General features: G+C 71.8%; 18 protein-coding genes. 12 read left to right on the top strand and 6 right to left on the bottom strand.

Annotated elements, in window-relative coordinates; all coding sequences use genetic code 11:
* Positions 1-76: 76 nt before the first annotated feature.
* Entirely contained in the window at positions 77-703 is a 627-nt protein-coding gene (locus tag ACFVU2_RS18300; RefSeq protein WP_387877330.1) for a TetR/AcrR family transcriptional regulator, read from the top strand.
* Positions 704-759: 56 nt separating this feature from the next.
* Here ACFVU2_RS18300 and ACFVU2_RS18295 read toward each other — a convergent pair whose 3' ends face one another.
* The 4 genes from ACFVU2_RS18295 to ACFVU2_RS18280 form a co-directional block, all read right to left on the bottom strand.
* Positions 760-1,812, bottom strand: a complete 1,053-nt coding sequence (locus ACFVU2_RS18295; protein WP_387877327.1) for an alpha/beta fold hydrolase — start codon at positions 1,810-1,812, stop codon at positions 760-762.
* A 49-nt stretch (positions 1,813-1,861) separates the two neighbouring features.
* Entirely contained in the window at positions 1,862-2,740 is an 879-nt protein-coding gene (locus ACFVU2_RS18290; protein ID WP_387877324.1) for an alpha/beta fold hydrolase, read from the bottom strand.
* Positions 2,737-3,483: a 3-hydroxybutyrate dehydrogenase gene (locus ACFVU2_RS18285; protein ID WP_387877322.1), complete on the bottom strand. Its 747-nt coding sequence runs from the start codon at positions 3,481-3,483 to the stop codon at positions 2,737-2,739. The genes ACFVU2_RS18290 and ACFVU2_RS18285 overlap by 4 nt, the downstream gene beginning before the upstream one ends.
* A gap of 155 nt (positions 3,484-3,638) precedes the next feature.
* Positions 3,639-4,607 carry a Gfo/Idh/MocA family protein gene (locus ACFVU2_RS18280; protein WP_387877319.1) on the bottom strand — a complete coding sequence of 323 codons (969 nt, stop codon included), beginning with the start codon at positions 4,605-4,607 and terminating at the stop codon, positions 3,639-3,641.
* A 180-nt stretch (positions 4,608-4,787) separates the two neighbouring features.
* Here ACFVU2_RS18280 and ACFVU2_RS18275 point away from each other — a divergent pair, with 180 nt between their 5' ends.
* The 5 genes from ACFVU2_RS18275 (at position 4,788) to ACFVU2_RS18255 (ending at position 9,819) form a co-directional block, all read left to right on the top strand.
* Positions 4,788-5,204, top strand: coding sequence for a YciI family protein (locus ACFVU2_RS18275; protein WP_387877316.1), 417 nt, complete (start codon positions 4,788-4,790; stop codon positions 5,202-5,204).
* A 55-nt stretch (positions 5,205-5,259) separates the two neighbouring features.
* Complete coding sequence (locus ACFVU2_RS18270) at positions 5,260-6,462, top strand: RNA polymerase sigma factor (RefSeq protein ID WP_387877585.1); 1,203 nt, start codon at positions 5,260-5,262, stop codon at positions 6,460-6,462.
* Positions 6,463-6,586: 124 nt separating this feature from the next.
* Entirely contained in the window at positions 6,587-7,630 is a 1,044-nt protein-coding gene (glsA, locus tag ACFVU2_RS18265; RefSeq protein WP_387877314.1) for a glutaminase A, read from the top strand.
* The gene (locus ACFVU2_RS18260; RefSeq protein WP_387877311.1) at positions 7,627-9,264 is read left to right on the top strand and encodes an MFS transporter; all 1,638 of its coding nucleotides are present in this window, start codon (positions 7,627-7,629) and stop codon (positions 9,262-9,264) included. Before glsA ends, ACFVU2_RS18260 begins: the two co-directional genes overlap by 4 nt.
* Positions 9,265-9,297: 33 nt before the next feature.
* Positions 9,298-9,819: a hypothetical protein gene (locus ACFVU2_RS18255; RefSeq protein WP_387877309.1), complete on the top strand. Its 522-nt coding sequence runs from the start codon at positions 9,298-9,300 to the stop codon at positions 9,817-9,819.
* Between the two features lie 10 nt (positions 9,820-9,829).
* On the opposite strand, the gene ACFVU2_RS18250 is transcribed toward ACFVU2_RS18255, so the two are convergent.
* Complete coding sequence (locus tag ACFVU2_RS18250; protein WP_387877306.1) at positions 9,830-10,408, bottom strand: hypothetical protein; 579 nt, start codon at positions 10,406-10,408, stop codon at positions 9,830-9,832.
* A gap of 148 nt (positions 10,409-10,556) precedes the next feature.
* Here ACFVU2_RS18250 and ACFVU2_RS18245 point away from each other — a divergent pair, with 148 nt between their 5' ends.
* The 3 genes from ACFVU2_RS18245 to ACFVU2_RS18235 are packed head-to-tail and all read left to right on the top strand — an operon-like array spanning position 10,557 to position 13,214.
* Positions 10,557-11,729, top strand: a complete 1,173-nt coding sequence (locus ACFVU2_RS18245; RefSeq protein ID WP_387877304.1) for a sensor histidine kinase — start codon at positions 10,557-10,559, stop codon at positions 11,727-11,729.
* Entirely contained in the window at positions 11,726-12,397 is a 672-nt protein-coding gene (locus tag ACFVU2_RS18240) for a response regulator (RefSeq protein WP_387877301.1), read from the top strand. The genes ACFVU2_RS18245 and ACFVU2_RS18240 overlap by 4 nt, the downstream gene beginning before the upstream one ends.
* A 7-nt stretch (positions 12,398-12,404) precedes the next feature.
* A complete protein-coding gene (locus ACFVU2_RS18235; RefSeq protein WP_387877299.1) occupies positions 12,405-13,214 on the top strand; it encodes a hypothetical protein in 810 nt (269 codons plus the stop codon).
* An 84-nt stretch (positions 13,215-13,298) separates the two neighbouring features.
* On the opposite strand, the gene ACFVU2_RS18230 is transcribed toward ACFVU2_RS18235, so the two are convergent.
* Positions 13,299-14,324, bottom strand: coding sequence for a LacI family DNA-binding transcriptional regulator (locus ACFVU2_RS18230; protein ID WP_387877297.1), 1,026 nt, complete (start codon positions 14,322-14,324; stop codon positions 13,299-13,301).
* 123 nt (positions 14,325-14,447) lie between these two features.
* On the opposite strand from ACFVU2_RS18230, the gene ACFVU2_RS18225 reads away from it, so the two are divergent.
* The 3 genes from ACFVU2_RS18225 to ACFVU2_RS18215 are packed head-to-tail and all read left to right on the top strand — an operon-like array spanning position 14,448 to position 19,378.
* A complete protein-coding gene (locus ACFVU2_RS18225) occupies positions 14,448-15,944 on the top strand; it encodes an MFS transporter (protein WP_387877295.1) in 1,497 nt (498 codons plus the stop codon).
* Between the two features lie 3 nt (positions 15,945-15,947).
* On the top strand, positions 15,948-16,961 hold the full coding sequence (locus tag ACFVU2_RS18220; protein WP_387877292.1) for a Gfo/Idh/MocA family protein: 1,014 nt from the start codon (positions 15,948-15,950) through the stop codon (positions 16,959-16,961).
* The gene (locus tag ACFVU2_RS18215; protein ID WP_387877290.1) at positions 16,958-19,378 is read left to right on the top strand and encodes a glycoside hydrolase family 2 TIM barrel-domain containing protein; all 2,421 of its coding nucleotides are present in this window, start codon (positions 16,958-16,960) and stop codon (positions 19,376-19,378) included. The genes ACFVU2_RS18220 and ACFVU2_RS18215 overlap by 4 nt, the downstream gene beginning before the upstream one ends.
* The last annotated feature ends 116 nt before the right edge of the window (positions 19,379-19,494 follow it).

Genomic DNA, 19,494 nt, shown 5'->3' with positions numbered 1-19,494 from the left:
AACCTCCGTGGGTCGTGTCGATCTTGTTGATCAAACGATCAATAGATGTGCCGAAAGTACCTATACTGAACCCACCATGTCAAGAGCACCCCGCAGGCCGCCCGCCGAACGCCGCGCCGAGATCGCCGAGGCCGCACGCGAACTGGCCCTCGCCGACGGGCTCGCGGCGGTCACGCTGCGCCGGGTGGCCGCCCACGTCGGCGTCACCCCCGCCCTGGTGGCCCACTACCACCCCGCGATGGACGAGCTGGTGGCCGCGAGCTTCGCCGGAGCCGTCGCGCCCGAGGTCGACGAAGTGCGGGCCCTGCTCGCCGACGCCGACGGAGCGATCGATCGCGTCGCGACCCTACTGCGCACGCTGCTCGACGGCACCAGGGACGACGTCACCACCGTCTGGGTCGAGGCGTTCGCGCTCGGCCGCCGCAGCGACCGGCTCGCCGAGACGGTGCGGGAGCAGATGGACGTCTGGCAGACCCTGATCCAGGAGGTCGTGGAGGAGGGGGTCGCGTCCGGCGTCTTCGCGGTCTCCGATCCCGCCGCGGTGGCGTGGCAGCTGCTCGGAACGATCGACGGACTCAACGCGCAGGGACTCGTGCGCTGGGGCGCCGCCGGCGACCGGTACCCGCTGCTGGCGCACGCGGTCGAGGGAATGCTGGGCCTGGCCCGCGGAGAACTGGCCGCACGGACCCCGATCGAGAGGTGACTCGTCGCGGGTGAGGGACCTCCCGCATCCACCACGAGTCACGTCTCGCGGGTCGCTCAGCCCAGGTGGGCGAGCAGCTCGGCGAGGAACTCGTCCGGCTTCTCGATGTGCGGCGAGTGACCGCAGCCCTCGAAGACGACTTCGCGGGAGCCTCCCCCGGCCGCGGCGTAGCGGTCGAGCACGGCGCGCGTCTGGGCGAGCATCGGCTGCGGAGGCGCGACCTCCTCGCCCGGCCAGCCCGGGATGATCCCGGCGGCGCCGAGCTGGTTGAGGTCGAAGAACGAGGCGTCGCCGACGATCGCGTCGAGCGCTCCGTGGATCCAGAGCACCGGGGGCTTGGCGGGCAGGTCGACGATGCCGGAGGTGTCGAAGTACGTCGGCGCCATGGTGTTGAGCACTCCGCGCGGCCCGGGAGCGAACCCGGGCCACTCCTCGGTGCCGGTGGCGTCGCCGGGGTAGTTGTCCTCCCCGGTCGCGGTGCTGAGCATCGACTCCACCCAGAGGTCCTCGCGCTCGGAGACGAACCCGGGCGCCACGTACGACGAACGGTAGACCGCCAGCGGCGAGGTCGGAGACTCCTCCCCGGTGTCGCCGGCGGCGAGGCGCGCGACGAAGTCGGGGTTGGCGCCGCCTCCCCCGGTGCCGGACGCGTCGGCGTTGAGCAGGCTCCCGTCGGCGGCGGTCCCGCCGAAGCCGTATGGGGAGACGGTGGAGACCAGGGTCAGGGTGCGCACGAGATCGGGTCGGTCGAGCAGCAGCTGCATCGCGACACCGCCGCCCATGCTCCAGCCGACCAGGTGGACCGGCCCGAGAGCGAGCGCGTCGGCCACCGCGGCCACGTCGTCGGAGAAGTCGCGCACGCCGCGTGTGGCGTCCACCGGAAGCGTCTCGGAGTCGCCGAAGCCGCGCAGATCGACCGCGAGCGCCCGCACCGAGCGCGGCAGGGCGAGCATCAGCGGCTGCCAGAACAGCGAGGAGGAGACGTTGCCGTGCACGAAGAGCACGGTCGCCTCCGTCCCTCCCGACGACGGGCGTTCGAGCACGTTCGCCGCCAGGCGGTCGGTGGGCACGCGGCGGGCGGCGATGCCCGCGAGCAGGGTTCCGGTCATGGGGTCTCTCCTCGGGTCGGGTGGGCGGAGCGGATGGGCGGAGCGCGGTTCAGGCGGGCGGCGCGAGCAGCGGCAGCACCTGCCGCACGCCGTCCTCGGTCATGACGATCGTGTAGTGGTTGACGTCGTGGGCCTCGTGCGTGCGCAGTTGCGGCAGGCGGCCCGCCCACTCGGCGACGACCGACGGGTCGTAGAGCGGGTCGGCGTCGAGCAGCCCGCGTGGCGCGCGGATGAACGCGATCGGCAGGGTCAGCGCGGCGAGGGCGTCTGCGTACCCGGCGCTGCCGTCCATCTCGAGGGCGTTGACCGCGACGGCGTCCTCGCTCGCGCTCGACCGCAGCTCGGGAGGTTCGCCCACGAGGTCGTAGTCGACGTAGCGCTCGATCGCCTCGTTCCACCACGGGCCGATCGCGGGATGCGCCCGCCAGAACGCGCGGTAGTCGTCGGCGGTGGCGAAGTGCATCCGGAGCCGCTGCAGGGCGGGCCCGAGGACGACCGCGGGCAGGTCCTCCGGCGCGATGCCAGCGGGGAGGGCGAGCGGCAGGCCGCCGTCGATCAGGACGAGGCGCTCGACCCGGTCGGGATGCCGCTCGGCGAACCGCACCGACACGAACGCGCCCATCGAGTGGCCGGCGACGGGCGCGCGGTCGATGCCGAGCGCGTCCATCGCCCGGGCGAGGTCGTCGGCGTGCGCGGTGAGGCCGTACGGGCCGGGCAGCGTCGAGCTGCGTCCCCGGCCGCGCAGATCGGGCGCGACGAGCCGGGTCGCCGGCAACTCTGTCGCGACGAGCTCCCACGCACGGTGGCTGGCCGTGATGCCGTGGACGGCGACCAGTGTCGGGCCGCCGGCCGGGACGTCGGGGTTCCAGATGCCGCCGGCGAGCTCGCCGCCGGAGACGGGCACAGAGAAGGCGCGGTAGCCGCTCATCGCGCGCTCCACCCGCCGTCCATCGTGTAGCTCGCACCGGTGACCATGCGCGAATCCCCGCCGGCGAGCCAGAGGGCCAGGCTCGCGACCTCGGTCGGCTCCACGAGCTGTTTGATCGCCGACTCGGTCAGCATCACCTTCTCGACCACCTCCGACTCGGGGATGCCGTGCAGGCGCGCCTGGTCGGCGATCTGCTTCTCGACCAGCGGGGTGCGCACGTAGCCGGGGTTGATGCAGTTGGAGGTGACGCCGTGCGGGCCGCCCTCCAGCGCCGTCACCTTCGACAGCCCCTCCAGCCCGTGCTTGGCGGCGACGTAGGCCGACTTGTACTCGGACGCGCGCAGCCCGTGCACGCTCGAGACGTTGATGATGCGGCCGAAGCCTCGCTCGTACATGCCGGGCAGCGCCGCGCGCACGAGCAGGAACGGCGCCTCCAGCATGATCGTCAGCAGCAGCCGGAACGTCGCGGGCTCGAACTCCTCGATCGGGCGCACGTGCTGGATGCCCGCGTTGTTGACGAGGATGTCGACGTCGAGCCGCAGATCGGCGAGCGCCCCGGTCTGCGAGAGGTCGACCTCCCACGCCTCGCCGCCGATGCGGCCGGCGACGGCGCGGGCCGCCTCCCCGTTCAGATCGGCGATCGTGACGTGGGCGCCCGCCGCCGCGAACGCCTCCGCGCAGGCCAGGCCGATGCCGCTGGCACCGCCGGTGACGAGGGCCCTGCGGCCCGAGAGATCGGTCACGACGATGCTCCTCCCGGCGGGCGCGCACGGCCCTGGCCGCACTCTAACGCCGTGGGAGGCGCGAACGGAAGGCGCTCATCCATTTGTCGTGACACGCCGCGCGAAGTGGCGCTGAGACGGCATGTCGTGACCAATGGACCGATGCCCAGCGACCCCTACACGTAGCGCAGGCCGATGCGCTCCCGGATGTCGTCCATGCTGCCCATGATGGCCACCGACTGCGAGAGCGGCAGGCGCGGGTCCTCGCCGCCGCCGGCCGCGATCAGGCGCTCGATCGCCTGCGCCTGGTACTGCATCCCGCGCCCGGTGATGATCGCCTCGAAGCGCTCGACCAGCGTTCCCTCCGAGTCGAGCACCCGGAACGCGGTGGGGGCGAAGAAGAACTCGTCGAACTCGATGCGGCCGTCGGTGCCGATGACCGTGGCGGTGTTGCTGCCGCGCGCATCCAGCTCGGTGGTGAGAATGGCCTGGGACCCGCTCTCGTACGAGAACAGGATGGCCGTCTGACGGTCCACGCCCGTCGCGGTCGGCGTCGAGATGGCCTGCACACCCGCGGGGGCGCCGAGCACGTCCCACGCGAACGAGACCGGGTAGATCCCGAGGTCGAGCAGTGCGCCTCCGCCGAGGGCCGGGTTCAGCATGCGGCCGGCGGGATCGGCGCTGGCCTTCTGCGAGTGGTGGGCGATGACCGAGCGCACCTCGCCGATCGTGCCGTCCCCGATCACCTCGTGCATGCGCTCCATGTGCGGGAGCCAGCGCGTCCACATGGCCTCCAGCGCGACGAGACCGCGGGAGCGGGCGGCCTCGGCGACCGCCTCCGCCTCCGGCCGATCCATGGTGAACGGCTTCTCGACGAGCACGTGCTTGCCCGCCTCGAGCGCGAGCAGCGCGTTCGGCGCGTGCTGCGGGTGCGGCGTCGCGACGTAGACGACGTCGACCTGGGGATCGGCGACCAGCTCCTCGTAGCTGCCGTGCGAGCGCGGGATGCCGTGCGCCGCGGCGAAGCGAGCGGCCGACGCAGCCGTGCGCGACCCGACGGCGACCACCTCGTGGCCGTGCAGCTTCAGATCGGACGTCATGGCGGCGGCGATACCGCCGGTGCCGAGGATTCCCCAGGTCGTCATTCGTGTTCCTCTCGCGGTTCGCAGGTCTGCGCCGCCATCGTATCGGCGCTCCCTAGACTCGTGCCGGGGCAGACTCGTGCCGGGGCGGACTCGTGCCGGGGCCGTGTCGATCCGCCGCCCCGCCGTTCGACCTCGGTGTGGAAGGCGCGAAGAGGCCTTCCCCGACACAAGGAGCACACGATGGCCAAGTACATGCTGATCATGCGATCGACCGACGAGGCGTTCGCCGCCTTCGCGAACCTCGAGTTCGCCGACATCCTGGATGCGATGGGCCGGTTCAACGACGAGTTGATCCGTGCGGGGGTGCTGCTCGCCGCCGAGGGTCTCGATCCCGCGCCCGGCATCGTCGTCGACTTCACCGGTGAGGAGCCGGTCGTCACCGACGGCCCCTACGGCGAGACCAAGGAGCTCTTCAACGGCTACTACATCCTCGACGTCGCCTCGGCCGAGGAGGCCGCGGAGTGGGCCAAGCGGATGCCGTACATGACCGGCTCGAAGGCCGAGATCCGCCGGGTGACCACGATCGATGAGTTCCCGCAGGACAACGAGTGGATCGCCAAGGAGCGCGCCTGGCGCGAGTCCACCGGGCAGCTCTGAGCCCGGAGGCCGGTCGGTGACCGAGGCGAGGCGCGCCGTCGAGGCGGTGTGGCGGATGGAGTCCGCCCGCATCGTCGGCGCCCTCGCGCGGTACACCGGCGACTTCGCCCTGGCCGAGGACGTGGCGCAGGAGGCCCTGGCCGAGGCGCTCGTGGGGTGGGAGACCGGTGGGGTGCCGCACCAGCCGGTGAACTGGCTGCTCTCCGTCGGCCGCCGGCGCGCGATCGACGCGTTCCGCCGCCGGTCCGGTCGCGACGAGCGCTACGCGCTGCTCGCCCGGGAGCTGGACGAGGAGACGCCCGGCGCCGACGCCCTGTTCGATCCCGACGCCATCGACGACGACGTGCTCGCGCTGATGTTCACCGCGTGCCATCCGGTCGTGTCGAAGGAGGCGCGCGTCGCGCTCACGCTGCGGGTGGTCGGCGGCCTCACGACCGACGAGATCGCGAAGGCGTTCTTCGTGCCGGTCGCCACGGTGCAGGCGCGCATCACCCGCGCGAAGAAGACCATCGCGGCGGCGCACATCCCGTTCGGGGTGCCCGAGGTGGGGGAGCGCGGCGAACGCCTCGGCTCCGTTCTGAGCGTGATCTACCTGATCTTCACCGAGGGGTCGTCGGCGACCGGCGGCGACTCGTGGATGCGCACGGACCTCGCGGCCGAGGCGCTCCGCCTGGCCCGTGTGCTCACCCGGCTCGCGCCCGAACCGGAGGTCTACGGCCTCCTGGCTCTGCTGGAGCTGACGTCCGCGCGGTTCCCCGCGCGGGTCGACGGCGACGGCCGGCCCGTGCTGCTGGAGGATCAGGACCGGCGCCGCTGGGATCGCTCCGCGATCCGGCGCGGACGGGCGGCCCTGGCGATGGCGGCGGCCGCCGGCCGGGGGCTGGGCTCCTATGGTCTGCAGGCCGCGATCGCGGAATGCCACGCGGTCGCGCCGTCCGTGGCGGAGACGGACTGGGACCGCATCGTGCTGCTCTACGAGGCGCTCGGCCGGCTGGCGCCGTCGCCCGTCGTCGACCTGAATCGGGCGGTCGCCGTGGCGATGGCGACCGGGCCGGCCGACGGGCTCGTCGTCGTCGACGAACTCGTCGCGCGCGGCGAACTGCCCGGGTCGCACCTGGTGCCCGCCGTGCGCGCCGAGCTGCTGTCCCGGATGGGCCGCACGGGTGAGGCCGCCGACGAGTACGCCCGGGCCGCCTCCCTCTGCACCAACGCCGCCGAGCGCGCCGTGCTCGAAGCGAAGGCGGCCGCCCTCTCGTGACCGCCGAGAAGGCGGACGATTCGCCCTCTCGGCTGTCGTGCGTGCACGTCTCGCCGTGTCGCGGTCGGATGCGGGACTGGTGGAGGAGGCCTGCGGGTCACTAGCGTCGTGCCGGGAGGCGACGATGTTCGAGACAGACACCGACGGGATACATCAGGAGGCGGCCACCGGCGCGCTCCCGGGATGGGACCGGGTGGAGCAACTGGTCCAGGCGGCGCACGACCGCTACCGGGGCACCGACGACGGCACGGTGGCCGACTACATCCCGGCGCTCGCCGCGGCCGACCCGGACTGGTTCGGGATCTGCGTCGCCGACACCGCCGGCGGTCTCCACGAGGTCGGCGACTCCGCCGTGCCGTTCTCCATCCAGTCGATCTCGAAGGCCTTCGTCTACGCGCTGGTGTGCGAGGAGTTCGGGCACGAGCGCATCGGCGAGCTGGTCGGCGTGGACAACACCGGCCTCCCCTTCAACTCGGTGATCGCGCTGGAGCTGAACGGCGGCCACCCGATGAACCCGATGGTCAATGCGGGCGCGATCGCCTCCACCGCGCTCATGGCGGGCACGACCGCGGACGAGAAGTGGCGGGCCGTGCACGACGGGCTCTCCCGCTTCGCCGGGAGGGACCTCGCGGTGGACGAGGCCGTGTACACGTCCGAGTCGGAGAGCAACTCCCGCAACCAGGGCATCGCCCGCCTGCTGCAGAGCTACGGCCGGCTGGACGCCGACCCCGGCGAGACCGTCGACGTGTACACGCGCCAGTGCTCGCTGCTCGTGACCGCCCGCGACATCGCCGTCATGGGAGCGACATTGGCCGACGGCGGCGTCAACCCGGTGACGGGCGAACGCGTCGTGTCGGCGGACGTGAGCCGCGACACCCTCGCCGTCCTCGCCGCGAACGGGCTCTACGAGCGATCGGGCGAGTGGCTCTTCCAGATCGGGCTGCCCGCGAAGTCCGGAGTGTCCGGCGGCATCGTCTCGATCGCGCCCGGGAAGGGCGCGATCGGAACGTTCGCACCGCCTCTCGACTCGGCCGGGAACAGCGTGCGGGGCGAGCGGGCGACCGCGTACCTCTCCAAGACGCTCGGCCTCAACCTGTTCGCCTCTCCCGAGCCCGTCTCCCTCGACCGGGCCACCACCGAACTCGATATCGCAAGGAGCGCACGATGACAGCGACCACCGGTGAGCAGACCGTCGCCAAAGCCTCCTGGGCGCCGATGGTGGGGCTGTTCCTCGCCCAGGTGCTGATGTCGTTCAACGTGGCTGCGCTGCCCGTCTCGCTGGGCGGGATGGTGCAGGACTTCGGCGTGCCGCCCACCTCGGTGAGCACGGCCATCGTGACGTACGGCCTCTCGGTCGCCGCCCTCGTGATGGTCGGCGCCAAGCTCGGCCAGCGGATCGGCTGGGTCCTGATCTTCCGGATCGTCGTGGGCGTCTTCGCCGTCTCGGCCCTCATGATGATCCTGTCCCCGACGGTCGGCTGGGCGATCGCGGCGCAGGCGCTCGCGGGCGCATCGGCGGCGATCATCGTCCCCTCCCTCGTCGCGCTGATCGCGGAGAACTACCACGGCGCGCAGCAGGCGACCGCGGTCGGGTCGCTCGGTTCGGCCCGCGCCCTCTCCGGTGTCAGCGCGTTCCTCATCGGCGGGGCGCTCGGGACCTTCGTCGGGTGGCGACCCGTGTTCGGCATCGTTCTCGTGCTCGCGGTCCTCGTGCTCATCTTCAGCGTGCGGCTGCGCAGCGACGGCGCCGACCGCACGGTGAAGATCGACATCGTCGCCGCGCTCTTCATCGGTGCGGCGATCGTGCTGCTCACCCTCGGGTTCAACAACCTGAACGCCTGGGGTGTGCTGGTCGCGCGGGAGAGCGCGCCGTTCGACATCCTGGGGCTGTCCCCGACGCCGGTGTTCATCGTGGTCGGGCTGATCCTCGGCCAGGCGTTCTTCTTCTGGACGCGGCGACGCACACGGCTCGGCCGGGTGCCCTTGGTCAGCCTCTCCGTGCTCGGCTCGTCGCGCGAGCGGGCGGCAGTCTACGCGATGTTCATCGTGGTGGCGCTGGAGGCCGCGCTGAACTTCTCGGTGCCGCTCTACATCCAGATCGTCCAGGGGCGCACCCCGTTCGACACCTCCCTCGCGATGATGCCGTTCAACCTCACGGTCTTCGTGGTCGCCACCCTCATCGTGCGGTTCTACGGGAGGTTCGCCCCGCGCACGATCGGTGTCTTCGGGTTCCTGCTCACCACGGTCGCGCTCGCCTGGCTCGCGTTCGTCGTGACCAACAACTGGGAGACGCTGCCGACCATCCTGGGCCTCATCGTTTTCGGCGTCGGCCAGGGCGCGCTCGTCACGCTGGTGTTCAACGTGCTCGTCACCGCGGCGCCGAAGAAGCTCGCGGGTGACGTCGGCTCGGTGCGCGGGACCACGCAGAACCTCGCCTCGGCCGTCGGGACGGCGCTCGCCGGGGCGATGCTCGTCACCATCCTGGGCCTCAACGTCGGCCAGGCCGTCGCCGACCACTCCGAGCTGCCGCCGTCGGTCGTGGCCCAGGTCGACCTCGACAACGTCAACTTCATCAACAACGACGACCTGCGCGAGGCGCTCTCCCGCACGGACGCGACCCCGGCCCAGGTGGATGCCGCGGTCGCGGTCAACGAGGAGGCCCGGTTGAGCGCGCTCAAGCTGGGGCTGCTCATCCTGGCCGGCATCTCGGCGCTGGCCATCGTCCCCGCCTCGCGGCTGCCCAAGTACCGCCCCGGGGAGATCCCCGAGCCCGCGAACGTGAAGGGTCGAGAAGGCGAATAGTCCGCTGCCTCGGCGATGGCCGAGGATGGAGTCGTGACCACCTCCGCGACCGAACGCATCGTCCCCGTGACCGTGAACCGCGTCGAGCTGGTGGCGGAGGCGCCGTTCGCGACGCTGCGCGCCGCGCTGGAACGCGCGGTCCCGGCGCTCGACGAAGCGCGACTGGCCGAGCTGCTGGCCTCGGGCGCATCCTGGGCCCAGCTCACGCGCGAGGCGTCGGGCGGGAGCGGCCTGGTCCGGTTCTGGACCTCGGACCCGACCCCGGTGATGCGTGTCGGCGGCGCCGACCTGCCCGCCGCGGTCTACCTCCTCGGCGACTACGTGACGGCGGCTCGGATGTTCCGGCACGACCCGGGAACCGCGCTGTACACGCCGGTGAGGCTGGAGCTGCACGCCCGCGGCACGACCACCGTGATCGCGTTCGACCAGCCGAGCTCGGCCCTGAAGGCGTTCGGGAACAACAAGATCACCCAGGCCGGTTTCGAGCTCGACCGGCTGCTCGGCGACCTGCTCGAGGACCTCGGGCTCCCGCGCCCCTCGGTGCTGCGTCTCTGACCTCCCGCCGTCAGGACGACGGCCCGGAACCGCTCCGGAGGCTCACCGCCTGACGGCCGATCGAGCCGATGACCTCCTCCTCGGCGTGGATCTGCTCGGCGACACGACGCGTGCGCGTCGCCGAGGCGAACCGGTGGACGATCGGCGCCGCCAGCCAGAGAAGGATGCCGAGGACGCCGCCGACGATGGACGACACGACGTCGTCGGCCTGCAGGGCGAATACCGAGACGGCCATCGCTGCGGCGCCGATCACGCCTATCGCGGAGGCGAGCAGCGCCGGCACCCGGGTGCGGGAGCGCTCGAGCGACTCGATCGTGGCGAGCGACTGGTCGCTGTCGTGCTCGAGACGCACCAGGGCCTCCCGCTCGGCGAGCTCGAGGGGGCGCTTCAGCCCGATCTCGACCGTGCGGCCCCGGCCGGTCGTGCCCGATCCGTCCGGGAGCCACCCGAAGCGCGCGGCGAGGTCGCGCTGCCGACCTTCCGCGCGGCGCGGCACGCGCATCCTCCGGTACTCGAATCCGCCGGGCGCCTCGCCGTGCGGCGCGACCTCCACCGTGTCGGAGCCTGTGTGTGTCGTCGTCGCGGTCATGTCGTTCCTGCCTTCCTCTGCGCCGGGGTGGCGCATCGTCTGGCTCCAGACTGATCGCCGCCGCACCGGGCGTCGTCGTCCCGTTGAAGCGCCCGATGTCATCCAGATGAAGTAGGCCGCCCGGAGACCGGTGGGGAAGAATCGGGGCATGACAGCGGAACGCGCGGGACAGGACTGGCCACGACTGGCCTGGTTCCTGCGCAGCCGGCTGATGGACAGGATCGTGCTAATCGTCTGCGTCGCCGCTCTGGTCACCGAGGTGTTCGTGCTCGCGCTGGCGGGCGAGCACCCGCTGGGCTACCTCGGAGTCGTGCTCGGCGGGGTGGGGGTCGCCCTGGCGCGGTATCGCCCGTTCAGCGGGCTGGCGGTCGCGGTCGCCGGCGCCGCCGCTGCCGCGCTCCTGTCGACGGAGTTCGTGGCGCTCTGGAGCGTCGTCGTCCTGCAGCTCTTCTCGATCACCCTCCGCGGCACCCGGGCGCTCCCCGCCTTCGCGCTCGCCGTGGTCCCGGTCTACTTCTCGATCGTCGCGCGCGAGGGCTGGGACTACGAGGCGTCCGTCGCGCTCGTCGCCTCGGCCTGCTGTGCGGCGGCGGCCGCGATCGGCAGCGCGGTCTGCTCGCAGGAGCGCTACCTCGCCTCGATGAGGCAGCGCGCCCTCGACGCGGAGGCGGCCGCGGTGCTCGCGATCGAGCACGGGGTGGCGGAGGAGAGGCTGCGGATCGCCCGCGACCTCCACGACGCCGTCGGGCACGAGATCGCCGTCGTGAGCATGAGCATCGGCGTCGCCGAGGTGCGGCTGAGCGACGCGGACGTCGAGGCCCACGACGCGCTGGAGGCCGCCCGCGGCGGCATCCAGCGGGTGCTGCAGGAGACGCAGCAGATCCTCGACGTCCTGCGCCGGGGGGCGAGCGGGGAGGAGGACAACGCGCCGGTCGCCGACGTCTCGCGCATCCCGGGACTGGTCGAGAGCCTGCGCGTCGCCGGCACCTCCATCCGCGCCGCGATCGGCGACGTCGGCACGCTCGACCCCGGAGTGAGCGCGGCCGCGTTCCGGATCGTCCAGGAGGCGCTGACCAACGCGCAGCGGCACGGCATCGGGACCATCGACCTCTCGGTCGGGCTCGACGGCGACCGGGTGGTCGTGGACGTGCGGAACGCCCGCTCGCCCGGCGCCGCCACAGCATCGGGCGGGTCTGGCTACGGCCTGATCGGGATGCGCGAACGCACGGCGTCCGTCGGCGGCGTGTTCGACGTGATCGAGGAGCCCGCGGCGTTCCGTGTGCGAGCCACACTGAACCGGAGAGGAGAGCCGGTCCGATGATCCGCATACTCATCGTGGACGACCAGGAGATGATCCGCGCCGGTCTGCGCGCGATCCTCGACGCGCAGCCGGACCTCGAGGTCGTCGGCGACGTCGGAGACGGGCTCCGCGCTCAGGAGATCCTCGCCGCCGACGAGCCCGGAGTGGACGTCGTGCTGATGGACATCCGCATGCCCGGTATCGACGGGGTGGAGGCGACGCGCCGGATCCGCGAGCGCCACGACGCGTCGTCGGTCAAGATCATCGTCCTCACCACGTTCGAGCACGACGAGAACGTGCTCGCAGCCCTGCGTGCGGGTGCCAACGGGTTCCTGGGCAAAGGCGTCGGTCCGCGCGAGCTCGCCGCGGCCATCGCCGAGGTCGCCGAGGGAGGCGGTGCTCTCTCCGCGGCCGCGGCGGCGGCGGTCATCGGGCGCGTGGCCGACAGCACGGCCCCGGTCGCGGACGCCGCGATGGCGGCGCGCTTCGAGACGCTGACGCCCCGGGAGCGGGAGGTCGTCCGCGCCGTCGCGACCGGCCTGAGCAACGAGGAGATCGCCGCGCGGACCTTCGTCTCGCCCTTCACGGTCAAGACCCACGCGACGCGCGCGATGGCGAAGGTGGGCGCGCGCGACCGTGCGCAGCTGGTCGCCTTCGCGTTCCTCGCCGGCATCGCCACGAACGGCTGACGGGGGGATGGCACGCCCGTCCCGCGCCTCCGCGTGGCTCCGGGAGCTGATGAGCGACAAGGTCCGCCGGGCGATCGCGGCGACGATGCTCGGCGTCCCGGCGAACCTGGTCTTCGCGGTCTGGAAGATCGGCCTCGGCATCGTGGAGGCCTCGCTCTTCCTCGTCGCCGCCGGTGCGGTGAACGTCGGCCTCGGCGTCGCGAAGTACCTGGCGCTCCGCGCGCACGCGGCCGCCCGGGGGCGCGGCACCACCCACCCGGGCGAGGAGGCCGCGGTCTTCCGCCGGATCGTCTGGCTGCTCCTGGGCCTGTCGGCGGGCTTCACCCTGTGCAGCCTCCCGAGCGCCCTCGGCTCCGAATCGATGGGGCGGGTCGACGAGGGGGCGGCGGTCCTCGTCGCCGCGCTCACCTTCACCGAGCTCGGCTTCGCCGTCCACGGGATCGTCTCCGCACGGCGCAACCGCTCGCTGCTCGTGGAGGCGATCAAGCAGACGAACCTGGTCGGTGCGCTCGTGCTCGTGGCTCTGACCCAGGCGACCCTGCTCACCGTCTTCCCGGCGCAGAGCGAGAAGACGACGGGCGCGGCGGGGCTGGTCTTCGGTCTCATCGCGTCTGCGCACTGCGCCTGGCTGCTGTGGCGCGGCCGGACCCGCGTTGGGTCGGCGTCCGGCGCCGGGGCGGCGACCGGACCCGGACCGGTGTCTACTCCAGACGCAGTAGCAGAGGTGGTCCATCCGGACGACGCGCGGGCCGCCGGCCCACGGGAGGCTGGTACCAGGCCCGAACACGCGGGTCCGGTACGAGAGGGAACACCATGAAGCGCACTCTGATCATCATCTCGAGCATCGTCCTCGTCGTCGGCGGGACGATCGGCATCGTGGCGAAGCGCAGGGCCGCCTGAGCTAGGTGGTCTCGCCCCGCACGAGGTGCACGATCCGGTCGGGGTCGAACGGGACGGCCGGTGCGTCGTGCTCCGATGGCGACCGCAGCTCGACCAGATCCTGCACCAGGGCGTCCATCAGGGCCGGCTGGTCGACCGACACCGTGGTCAGCCGGGGGGTGATGAGCTGCCCGACGGCGATCCGGTCGACGCCCATCAGCGAGACGTCCTGGGGCACCGACAGGCCCAGTCGGGTGGCGACGGCGAGCACTGCGAACGCGACCTCGTCGTTGTAGCAGCACACCCCGAGCGGGCTCGCCGCGGCATCCGTGAGCAGGGGGCGGAGGGCGGCGAGCGCGCCCTCGAGGTCGAGAGGGACGCGGACGGTGCGGGGCGCGGGGAGGCCGCGGGCGGCGGTCTCCCGCGTGATGCCCTCGAGCCGCGGCGGGCCGAACGGGTCGAGGCGCCGGTCCTGGAGGGCGGCGTAGACGATCCCGCGCTCGCCCGCCCGCAGGACCTCGGCGACCTGGAGGCGGCCGATCCGGATGTCGACGGGGTCGGCGTCCACGCCGTCGAGCCCATCCGCGGCGGAGGGCCGTCGCGGCACGATCGCGGTGCCGGCCGCCTCCAGGCGCTCGCGCTGTGCGCGCGAGAAGACGCCGAAGTCGACCACTGCGGCGGGGCGGAGGTCGAGGACGGACGACAGGGTGTCCTCGTCGTCATGGCTGCCGAAGCGGACGACGACGCTCATCCCGGACAACGCCGAGGCTCGGGTGATCCGATCGACCGAGTCCTGCAGGTGGGGTCCGAAGGTGGCGTCGGGCACGGCGACCACGACGATGTCGGACTGGCCGGTGACGAGTGCGCGTCCGGCTCGCGAGGGACGGTAATCGAGGGACGCGGCGGCCGCCTGCACCCGCGTCCGGGTCGCGGCCGGGAAGCGCTCGTCCCCGTTGAGGATCTGACTGACCGTGGAGCGGGAGACGCCCGCCGCCTTCGCCACGTCGGCGCTGGTGGGTCGCCGCGTCGGCGTGAGCTCCGCTGTCATCTGCCCAGTCTGCCACACCGCGTTGACACGTGACACTAACGCCATCTATGCTCATGTCGCGTGTCACTGACACGTGACACTAGATTCTTGTGACCGGTCCCATCCACGACGAAGGAGTCAACAATGGCGAAGGATTCCACCCGGACTTCGGCCGAGCAGCAACGCGAAGCAGTCGCGGTCAGCGCCGAGGACTCGCTCACCGCATCCCTCGCGGCGAACGCGGTCGGCGAGGCCGTCGGCGACGCGAGCGGACAGCGGCTCTCGATCCGCGAGCGCCTGGCGTACGGCGTCGGCGACGTCGGCGGCAACCTGATCTTCGCGCCGATCTCGGCGTTCCTGCTCTTCTACTTCACCGACACGGTCGGCATCGGCGCCGCGATCGCGGGAACCCTGCTGCTCTTCGGCCGCGTGCTCGACGGGACGATGGACCTGTTCCTCGGAACGTTCATCGACCGCACCTCCACCCGCTGGGGCAAGGCGCGGCCCTGGATCCTCTTCGCGACGCCCGTCGTGGTGATCTCTTTCGTCCTGCTCTTCAACATCCCCGCCGGGCTGGGAGCGGGCGGCAAAGAGGTCTACGCCTTCGTCATGTACTTCCTCTGCCTCGGCGTCGGCTTCGTCGGCTCCAACCTCGCGTACCACACGCTGCTCTCGGTGATCACGAGCAACTCGAAGATGCGCGTCTCGCTCACGGTGATCCGGACGTTCTTCGCGCTGGTCACCACCCTCGTCGTCAACTTCGTCACGATCCCCGTCGTCACCGCGAACGGCGGCGGTCAGGCGGGCTGGACGCTGATCTCGATCGTCTACGGCGCGATCGCGGCCGTCACGTTCCTGATCGTCTTCTTCGGGACGAAGGAGCGGGTGACCGGCACGATCAAACAGGACGACGGGCAGAAGCTGCCGCTGGGCAAGACGCTCAAGATCCTCGTCCGCAATCCCTACTTCTTCCTCGCCTTCGGGTTCTTCCTCCTCAACTACCTGCTCACCGGCACCGCCGGCGTCGGCGTCTACTACGCGAAGGACGTGCTGGGGAACCCGAACATCTACAGCATCCTCGGTCTCGTCCAGCTCCTGCCGCTGATCATCGGCCTCTGGTTCATGCCGGCCATCATCGGCCGGTTCGGCAAGCGCAAGCTCATCCTGGTGGGCGTCGTCATCACGGTGATCGGTGCGATCATCTCGCTCATCGACCCGGCGAACCTGACGCTGCTCATCGCCGGCGGGCTGGTGCGCGCCGTCGGCGGCATCCCCGCTGCGGCGGGCCTGTTCGCCCTCGTCGCCGACGTGGTCGACTACGGCGAGTGGAAGAGCGGGGTGCGCCTCGACGGCATGACCTACGCCGCAGCGACGGCGGGCCAGAACTTCGGTGCCGGGCTCGGGGTCGCCCTCGTCGGCTGGCTGCTGGCGGCGGGAGGCTACGACGGCCAGGCCGCCACGCAGCCGGCGTCCGCGGTGAGCATGGAGGTGTTCCTCTACCTCTGGCTCCCGTTGATCGCCGCCGTGCTGATGGGTGTCATCATCTGGTTCCTGAACATCGACAAGAACCTCTCGCAGATCCAGCGCGACCTCGCGTCGCGACGGGCGGCTCGCGCATCCGGTGCGCACGTCGAGAGCTGACCGATGACCGGCGCAGCTCCCCTGAACTGGGCGGTGGTCGGAACCGGGTTCATCTCGCGCTCGATCGCGGAGGACCTCGCGCTGATACCGCAGGCCCGCCGCTACGCCGTCTGCTCCCGTGATGCGGTCCGCGGCGCCGCCTTCGCCGAGGAGCTGGGGTTCACGCGAGCCGTCGACCGTCTCGACGCGCTGCTCGCGGACCCGGAGGTCGACGTCGTCTACATCGCGACCCCGCACGCCACCCACGCCGCGATCGCCCTCGCAGCCCTCGACGCGGGCAAGCACGTCCTGATCGAGAAGCCGATCGCGGTGAGCGCTGCCGAGGCGGCGACCATCGCGACGGCCGCCGCCGCACGCGGCCGGTTCGCCATGGAGGCGATGTGGATGCGGTTCGCTCCCGCGTATCGCTCTCTCCTCGCCGAGGTCGAGACCGACGCCCTGGGGGAGGTCCGCAGTGTGCGGGCCTCCTTCGGGCTCCCCTTCGGCGCCCCGGACTCCGATCGCTGGAGCGCCGAACGCGCCAGCAGCACCCTGCTCGACCAGGGGATCTACCCGGTCACCCTGGCGCTCGACGTCCTCGGCACGCCGAGCCGGATCGATGCCACGGGAACGGTCCGCGCGGACGGGGTCGACCTCGCCGAGCACGTGACCTTCGAGTACCCGGGCGGCCGGTTCGCACAGCTCGGGGCCTCGATGGTCGAATACCTGGAGCCATCCGCCTCGATCAGCGGAACCTCGGGATGGGCGACGATCCCCGCGCCGTTCTGGGCCGCATCCGGCTGGGAGCTCCGCGCCGGTTCCATCGGCGAGGCCCTGACCGGCGCCCGTGCCGAGGCGTACGAGCGCATCGGCAACGGCTACGTCCCGATGCTCACCGCCGTCGGCGACGCCATCGGCCAGGGCTGGACCGAGCATCCACTGCACACACTCGCCGCGAGCGTCGAGGCCCTCGAGGTCCTCGACCGCATCCGGCACTCCATCACCACGAACACCGCTACGGCACGGGAGGACTCATGAAGCGCACGCTCTTCAACGACGGCTGGCAGGTCAGGCAGAAGGTGAATCCGTTCGCCGAGCTGGGCGGCGCGACCGTGCCGTACGAGCCGGTCACCCTGCCGCACGACGCCCAGATCGGCCGCGATCGCGACCCGTCGGGCGATGCCGCCACGGCGTACTTCCCGAGCGGCGCCTACCAGTACCGCAAGACGTTCGCCGTCCCGGAGGAGTTCGCCGGCAAGCGGGTCGTGATCGAGTTCGAGGGTGCCTACCGCGACGCCACCGTGCACATCAACGGCGCGTTCGCCGGCAACCGGCCCTACGGCTACTCGACGATCGCGATCGACGCCGACCGCTTCCTCGAGCCCGGCGCCGAGAACCTGATCGAGGTCGAGACCCGCAACGGCGACGACTCGCGCTGGTACACGGGGGCGGGCCTGTACCGCAACGTCTGGCTCCACGTCGGCTCCGAGCTGCACGTGCCCGCGACGGGTCTGCGGATCCGCACGCCGGAGGTGGACCGCACCGAGGCCGTGGTCGAGGTGGAGGTGTCCGTCGCGAGCATCCGCCCCCGGCGCGCCACCGTCGACGTGGAGGTCCGCATCGTCGACCCTGACGGGGACGAGGTCGCCACGGGGACCGTCCCCGTGACCGTCGAGGCGAACGGGACCTCGGTCAGCCGTCAGCGGCTGCGCCTCGCCTCGCCGCGGTTGTGGAGTGCCGAGACGCCGGACCTCTACCGGGCGACGGCACGCGTCGTCGCCGAGGGGGAGACGGCCGACGAGGCCGAGACCGGCTTCGGAGTGCGGCGCCTGCAGGTCGACCCGGTGAACGGGCTCCGCGTCAACGGGGAGACCGTCAAGCTGCGCGGGGCGTGCATCCACCACGACAACGGGATCCTCGGTGCGGCCACGCATCCGGCCGCCGAGGAACGCCGGGTCCGGCTGCTCAAAGAAGCGGGCTTCAACGCCATCCGTTCGGCGCACAACCCGGCGAGCGTCGCGCTCCTGGAGGCGTGCGACCGGCTGGGGATGTACGTCATGGACGAGACGTTCGACATCTGGACCTCGAACAAGATGCCCCACGACTACTCCCTCGACTTCCCCGAATGGTGGGAGCGCGACGTCGAGTCGCTCGTCGCCAAGGACTTCAACCACCCGTCGGTCATCCTGTACTCGATCGGCAACGAGATCCCCGAGACGGGCTCCTCGGCGGGCGGACTCACCGGTCGCGCCCTCGCGGAGAAGGTCCGCGCGCTCGATCCCACCCGGTTCGTCACGAACGCGGTCAACGGGATGCTCTCCGTGATGGGCGACCTCGCGAAGCTCGCCGCCGAGCGCGGGCAGGGCACCGACGACAGCGCCGGCATCAACACCCTGATGTCCGGGCCGGGCGAGTTCATGAACCAGATCGGCGCCTCCCCGCTGGTGACCGCGAAGACCGCGGAGTCGTTCGGGGTGCTCGACGTCGCGGGGATGAACTACCTCGACGCGCGCTATGCGATGGACGCCGAGCTGTTCCCGAACCGCGTGATCGTGGGCACGGAGACCTTCCCCACGCACATCGACCGCAACTGGGCCTCCGTGCTCGAGCACCCGCACGTGATCGGCGATTTCACCTGGACGGGTTTCGACTACCTCGGCGAGGTCGGCATCGGCCGGCCGCAGCGTCTGGCCGACGGGGAGCAGCCGACGCACGCCGCCCCGTATCCGTGGATCGCGGCCTGGTGCGGAGACCTCGACCTGACCGGCGGTCGTCGGCCGGCCTCCTTCTACCGCGAGATCGTCTTCGGGCTCCGTTCCGCACCGGCGATCGCCGTGCAGCGCCCCGGCCCGGTAGGTGCGACCGTCTACACCGGTCCCTGGACCTGGAGCGACAGCATCGCGAGCTGGACCTGGCAGGGGCACGAGGGCGACGACCTCGTCGTCGAGGTCTACAGCGACGCCGACGAGGTCGAGCTCGCGGTGAACGGGGAGGCCGTCGGCGTGCAGCCGGCCGGCGCCGGGAACAGGTTCACCGCGCACTTCACCGTGCCGTACGCGCCGGGCACCCTGACCGCGACGGCTCTCCGGGCCGGGCGCCGGGCCGAGACGCACGAGCTCGCCACCGCGACGGGGGAGGCGCGACTGTCGGTCACGGCGGGCGTCGAGGCCGGGGACGCCGGCATCCACTTCGTCGAGATCGCGCTCGTCGATGCCAACGGCCGGGTGTTCAGCGATCGCGACGTGGAGGTGACCGTCGCGGTCGGGGGAGCCGGCGAGCTCCTCGCGGCCGGCAGTGCGGATCCGGCGCCCGAGGCCGGGTACGCCGGGCCGGCGCACCGGACGTTCGACGGCCGCGCCTTCGCGGTGGTGCGAGCGGATGCCGACAGCTGGATCGAGGTCTCCGCCGACGGGTACGCGACGGTCCGTCTGCCGCTCGCTCCCACCGCTCGATAGCCGAAGTGGGGGGGGGGGGGGGTTTAAACCCCCCCCCCCCACCCCCCCAACACGAGACCAAACAACGAGCCCCCCCCCAACCCGGAGCACCCCCCCCCGCCGGCCCCCCCGCGGCG

This window comes from Leifsonia sp. NPDC058194 (assembly GCF_042883605.1).
Taxonomy (GTDB): Bacteria; Actinomycetota; Actinomycetes; order Actinomycetales; family Microbacteriaceae; genus Leifsonia.
Note: the sequence above shows the minus strand (reverse complement) of the source record. Positions and strands in the feature narration are given on the sequence as shown.

Coding starts and splice junctions, on each gene's coding strand:
- ACFVU2_RS18225 (WP_387877295.1), top strand. CDS start 14,448: ATGGCGAAGGATTCCACCCGGACTTCGGCCGAGCAGCAACGCGAAGCA.
- ACFVU2_RS18245 (WP_387877304.1), top strand. CDS start 10,557: ATGACAGCGGAACGCGCGGGACAGGACTGGCCACGACTGGCCTGGTTC.
- ACFVU2_RS18230 (WP_387877297.1), bottom strand. CDS start 14,324: ATGACAGCGGAGCTCACGCCGACGCGGCGACCCACCAGCGCCGACGTG.
- ACFVU2_RS18300 (WP_387877330.1), top strand. CDS start 77: ATGTCAAGAGCACCCCGCAGGCCGCCCGCCGAACGCCGCGCCGAGATC.
- ACFVU2_RS18280 (WP_387877319.1), bottom strand. CDS start 4,607: ATGACGACCTGGGGAATCCTCGGCACCGGCGGTATCGCCGCCGCCATG.
- ACFVU2_RS18220 (WP_387877292.1), top strand. CDS start 15,948: ATGACCGGCGCAGCTCCCCTGAACTGGGCGGTGGTCGGAACCGGGTTC.
- ACFVU2_RS18270 (WP_387877585.1), top strand. CDS start 5,260: ATGGAGTCCGCCCGCATCGTCGGCGCCCTCGCGCGGTACACCGGCGAC.
- ACFVU2_RS18250 (WP_387877306.1), bottom strand. CDS start 10,408: ATGACCGCGACGACGACACACACAGGCTCCGACACGGTGGAGGTCGCG.
- ACFVU2_RS18260 (WP_387877311.1), top strand. CDS start 7,627: ATGACAGCGACCACCGGTGAGCAGACCGTCGCCAAAGCCTCCTGGGCG.
- ACFVU2_RS18215 (WP_387877290.1), top strand. CDS start 16,958: ATGAAGCGCACGCTCTTCAACGACGGCTGGCAGGTCAGGCAGAAGGTG.
- ACFVU2_RS18275 (WP_387877316.1), top strand. CDS start 4,788: ATGGCCAAGTACATGCTGATCATGCGATCGACCGACGAGGCGTTCGCC.
- ACFVU2_RS18240 (WP_387877301.1), top strand. CDS start 11,726: ATGATCCGCATACTCATCGTGGACGACCAGGAGATGATCCGCGCCGGT.
- glsA (WP_387877314.1), top strand. CDS start 6,587: ATGTTCGAGACAGACACCGACGGGATACATCAGGAGGCGGCCACCGGC.
- ACFVU2_RS18235 (WP_387877299.1), top strand. CDS start 12,405: ATGGCACGCCCGTCCCGCGCCTCCGCGTGGCTCCGGGAGCTGATGAGC.
- ACFVU2_RS18290 (WP_387877324.1), bottom strand. CDS start 2,740: ATGAGCGGCTACCGCGCCTTCTCTGTGCCCGTCTCCGGCGGCGAGCTC.
- ACFVU2_RS18295 (WP_387877327.1), bottom strand. CDS start 1,812: ATGACCGGAACCCTGCTCGCGGGCATCGCCGCCCGCCGCGTGCCCACC.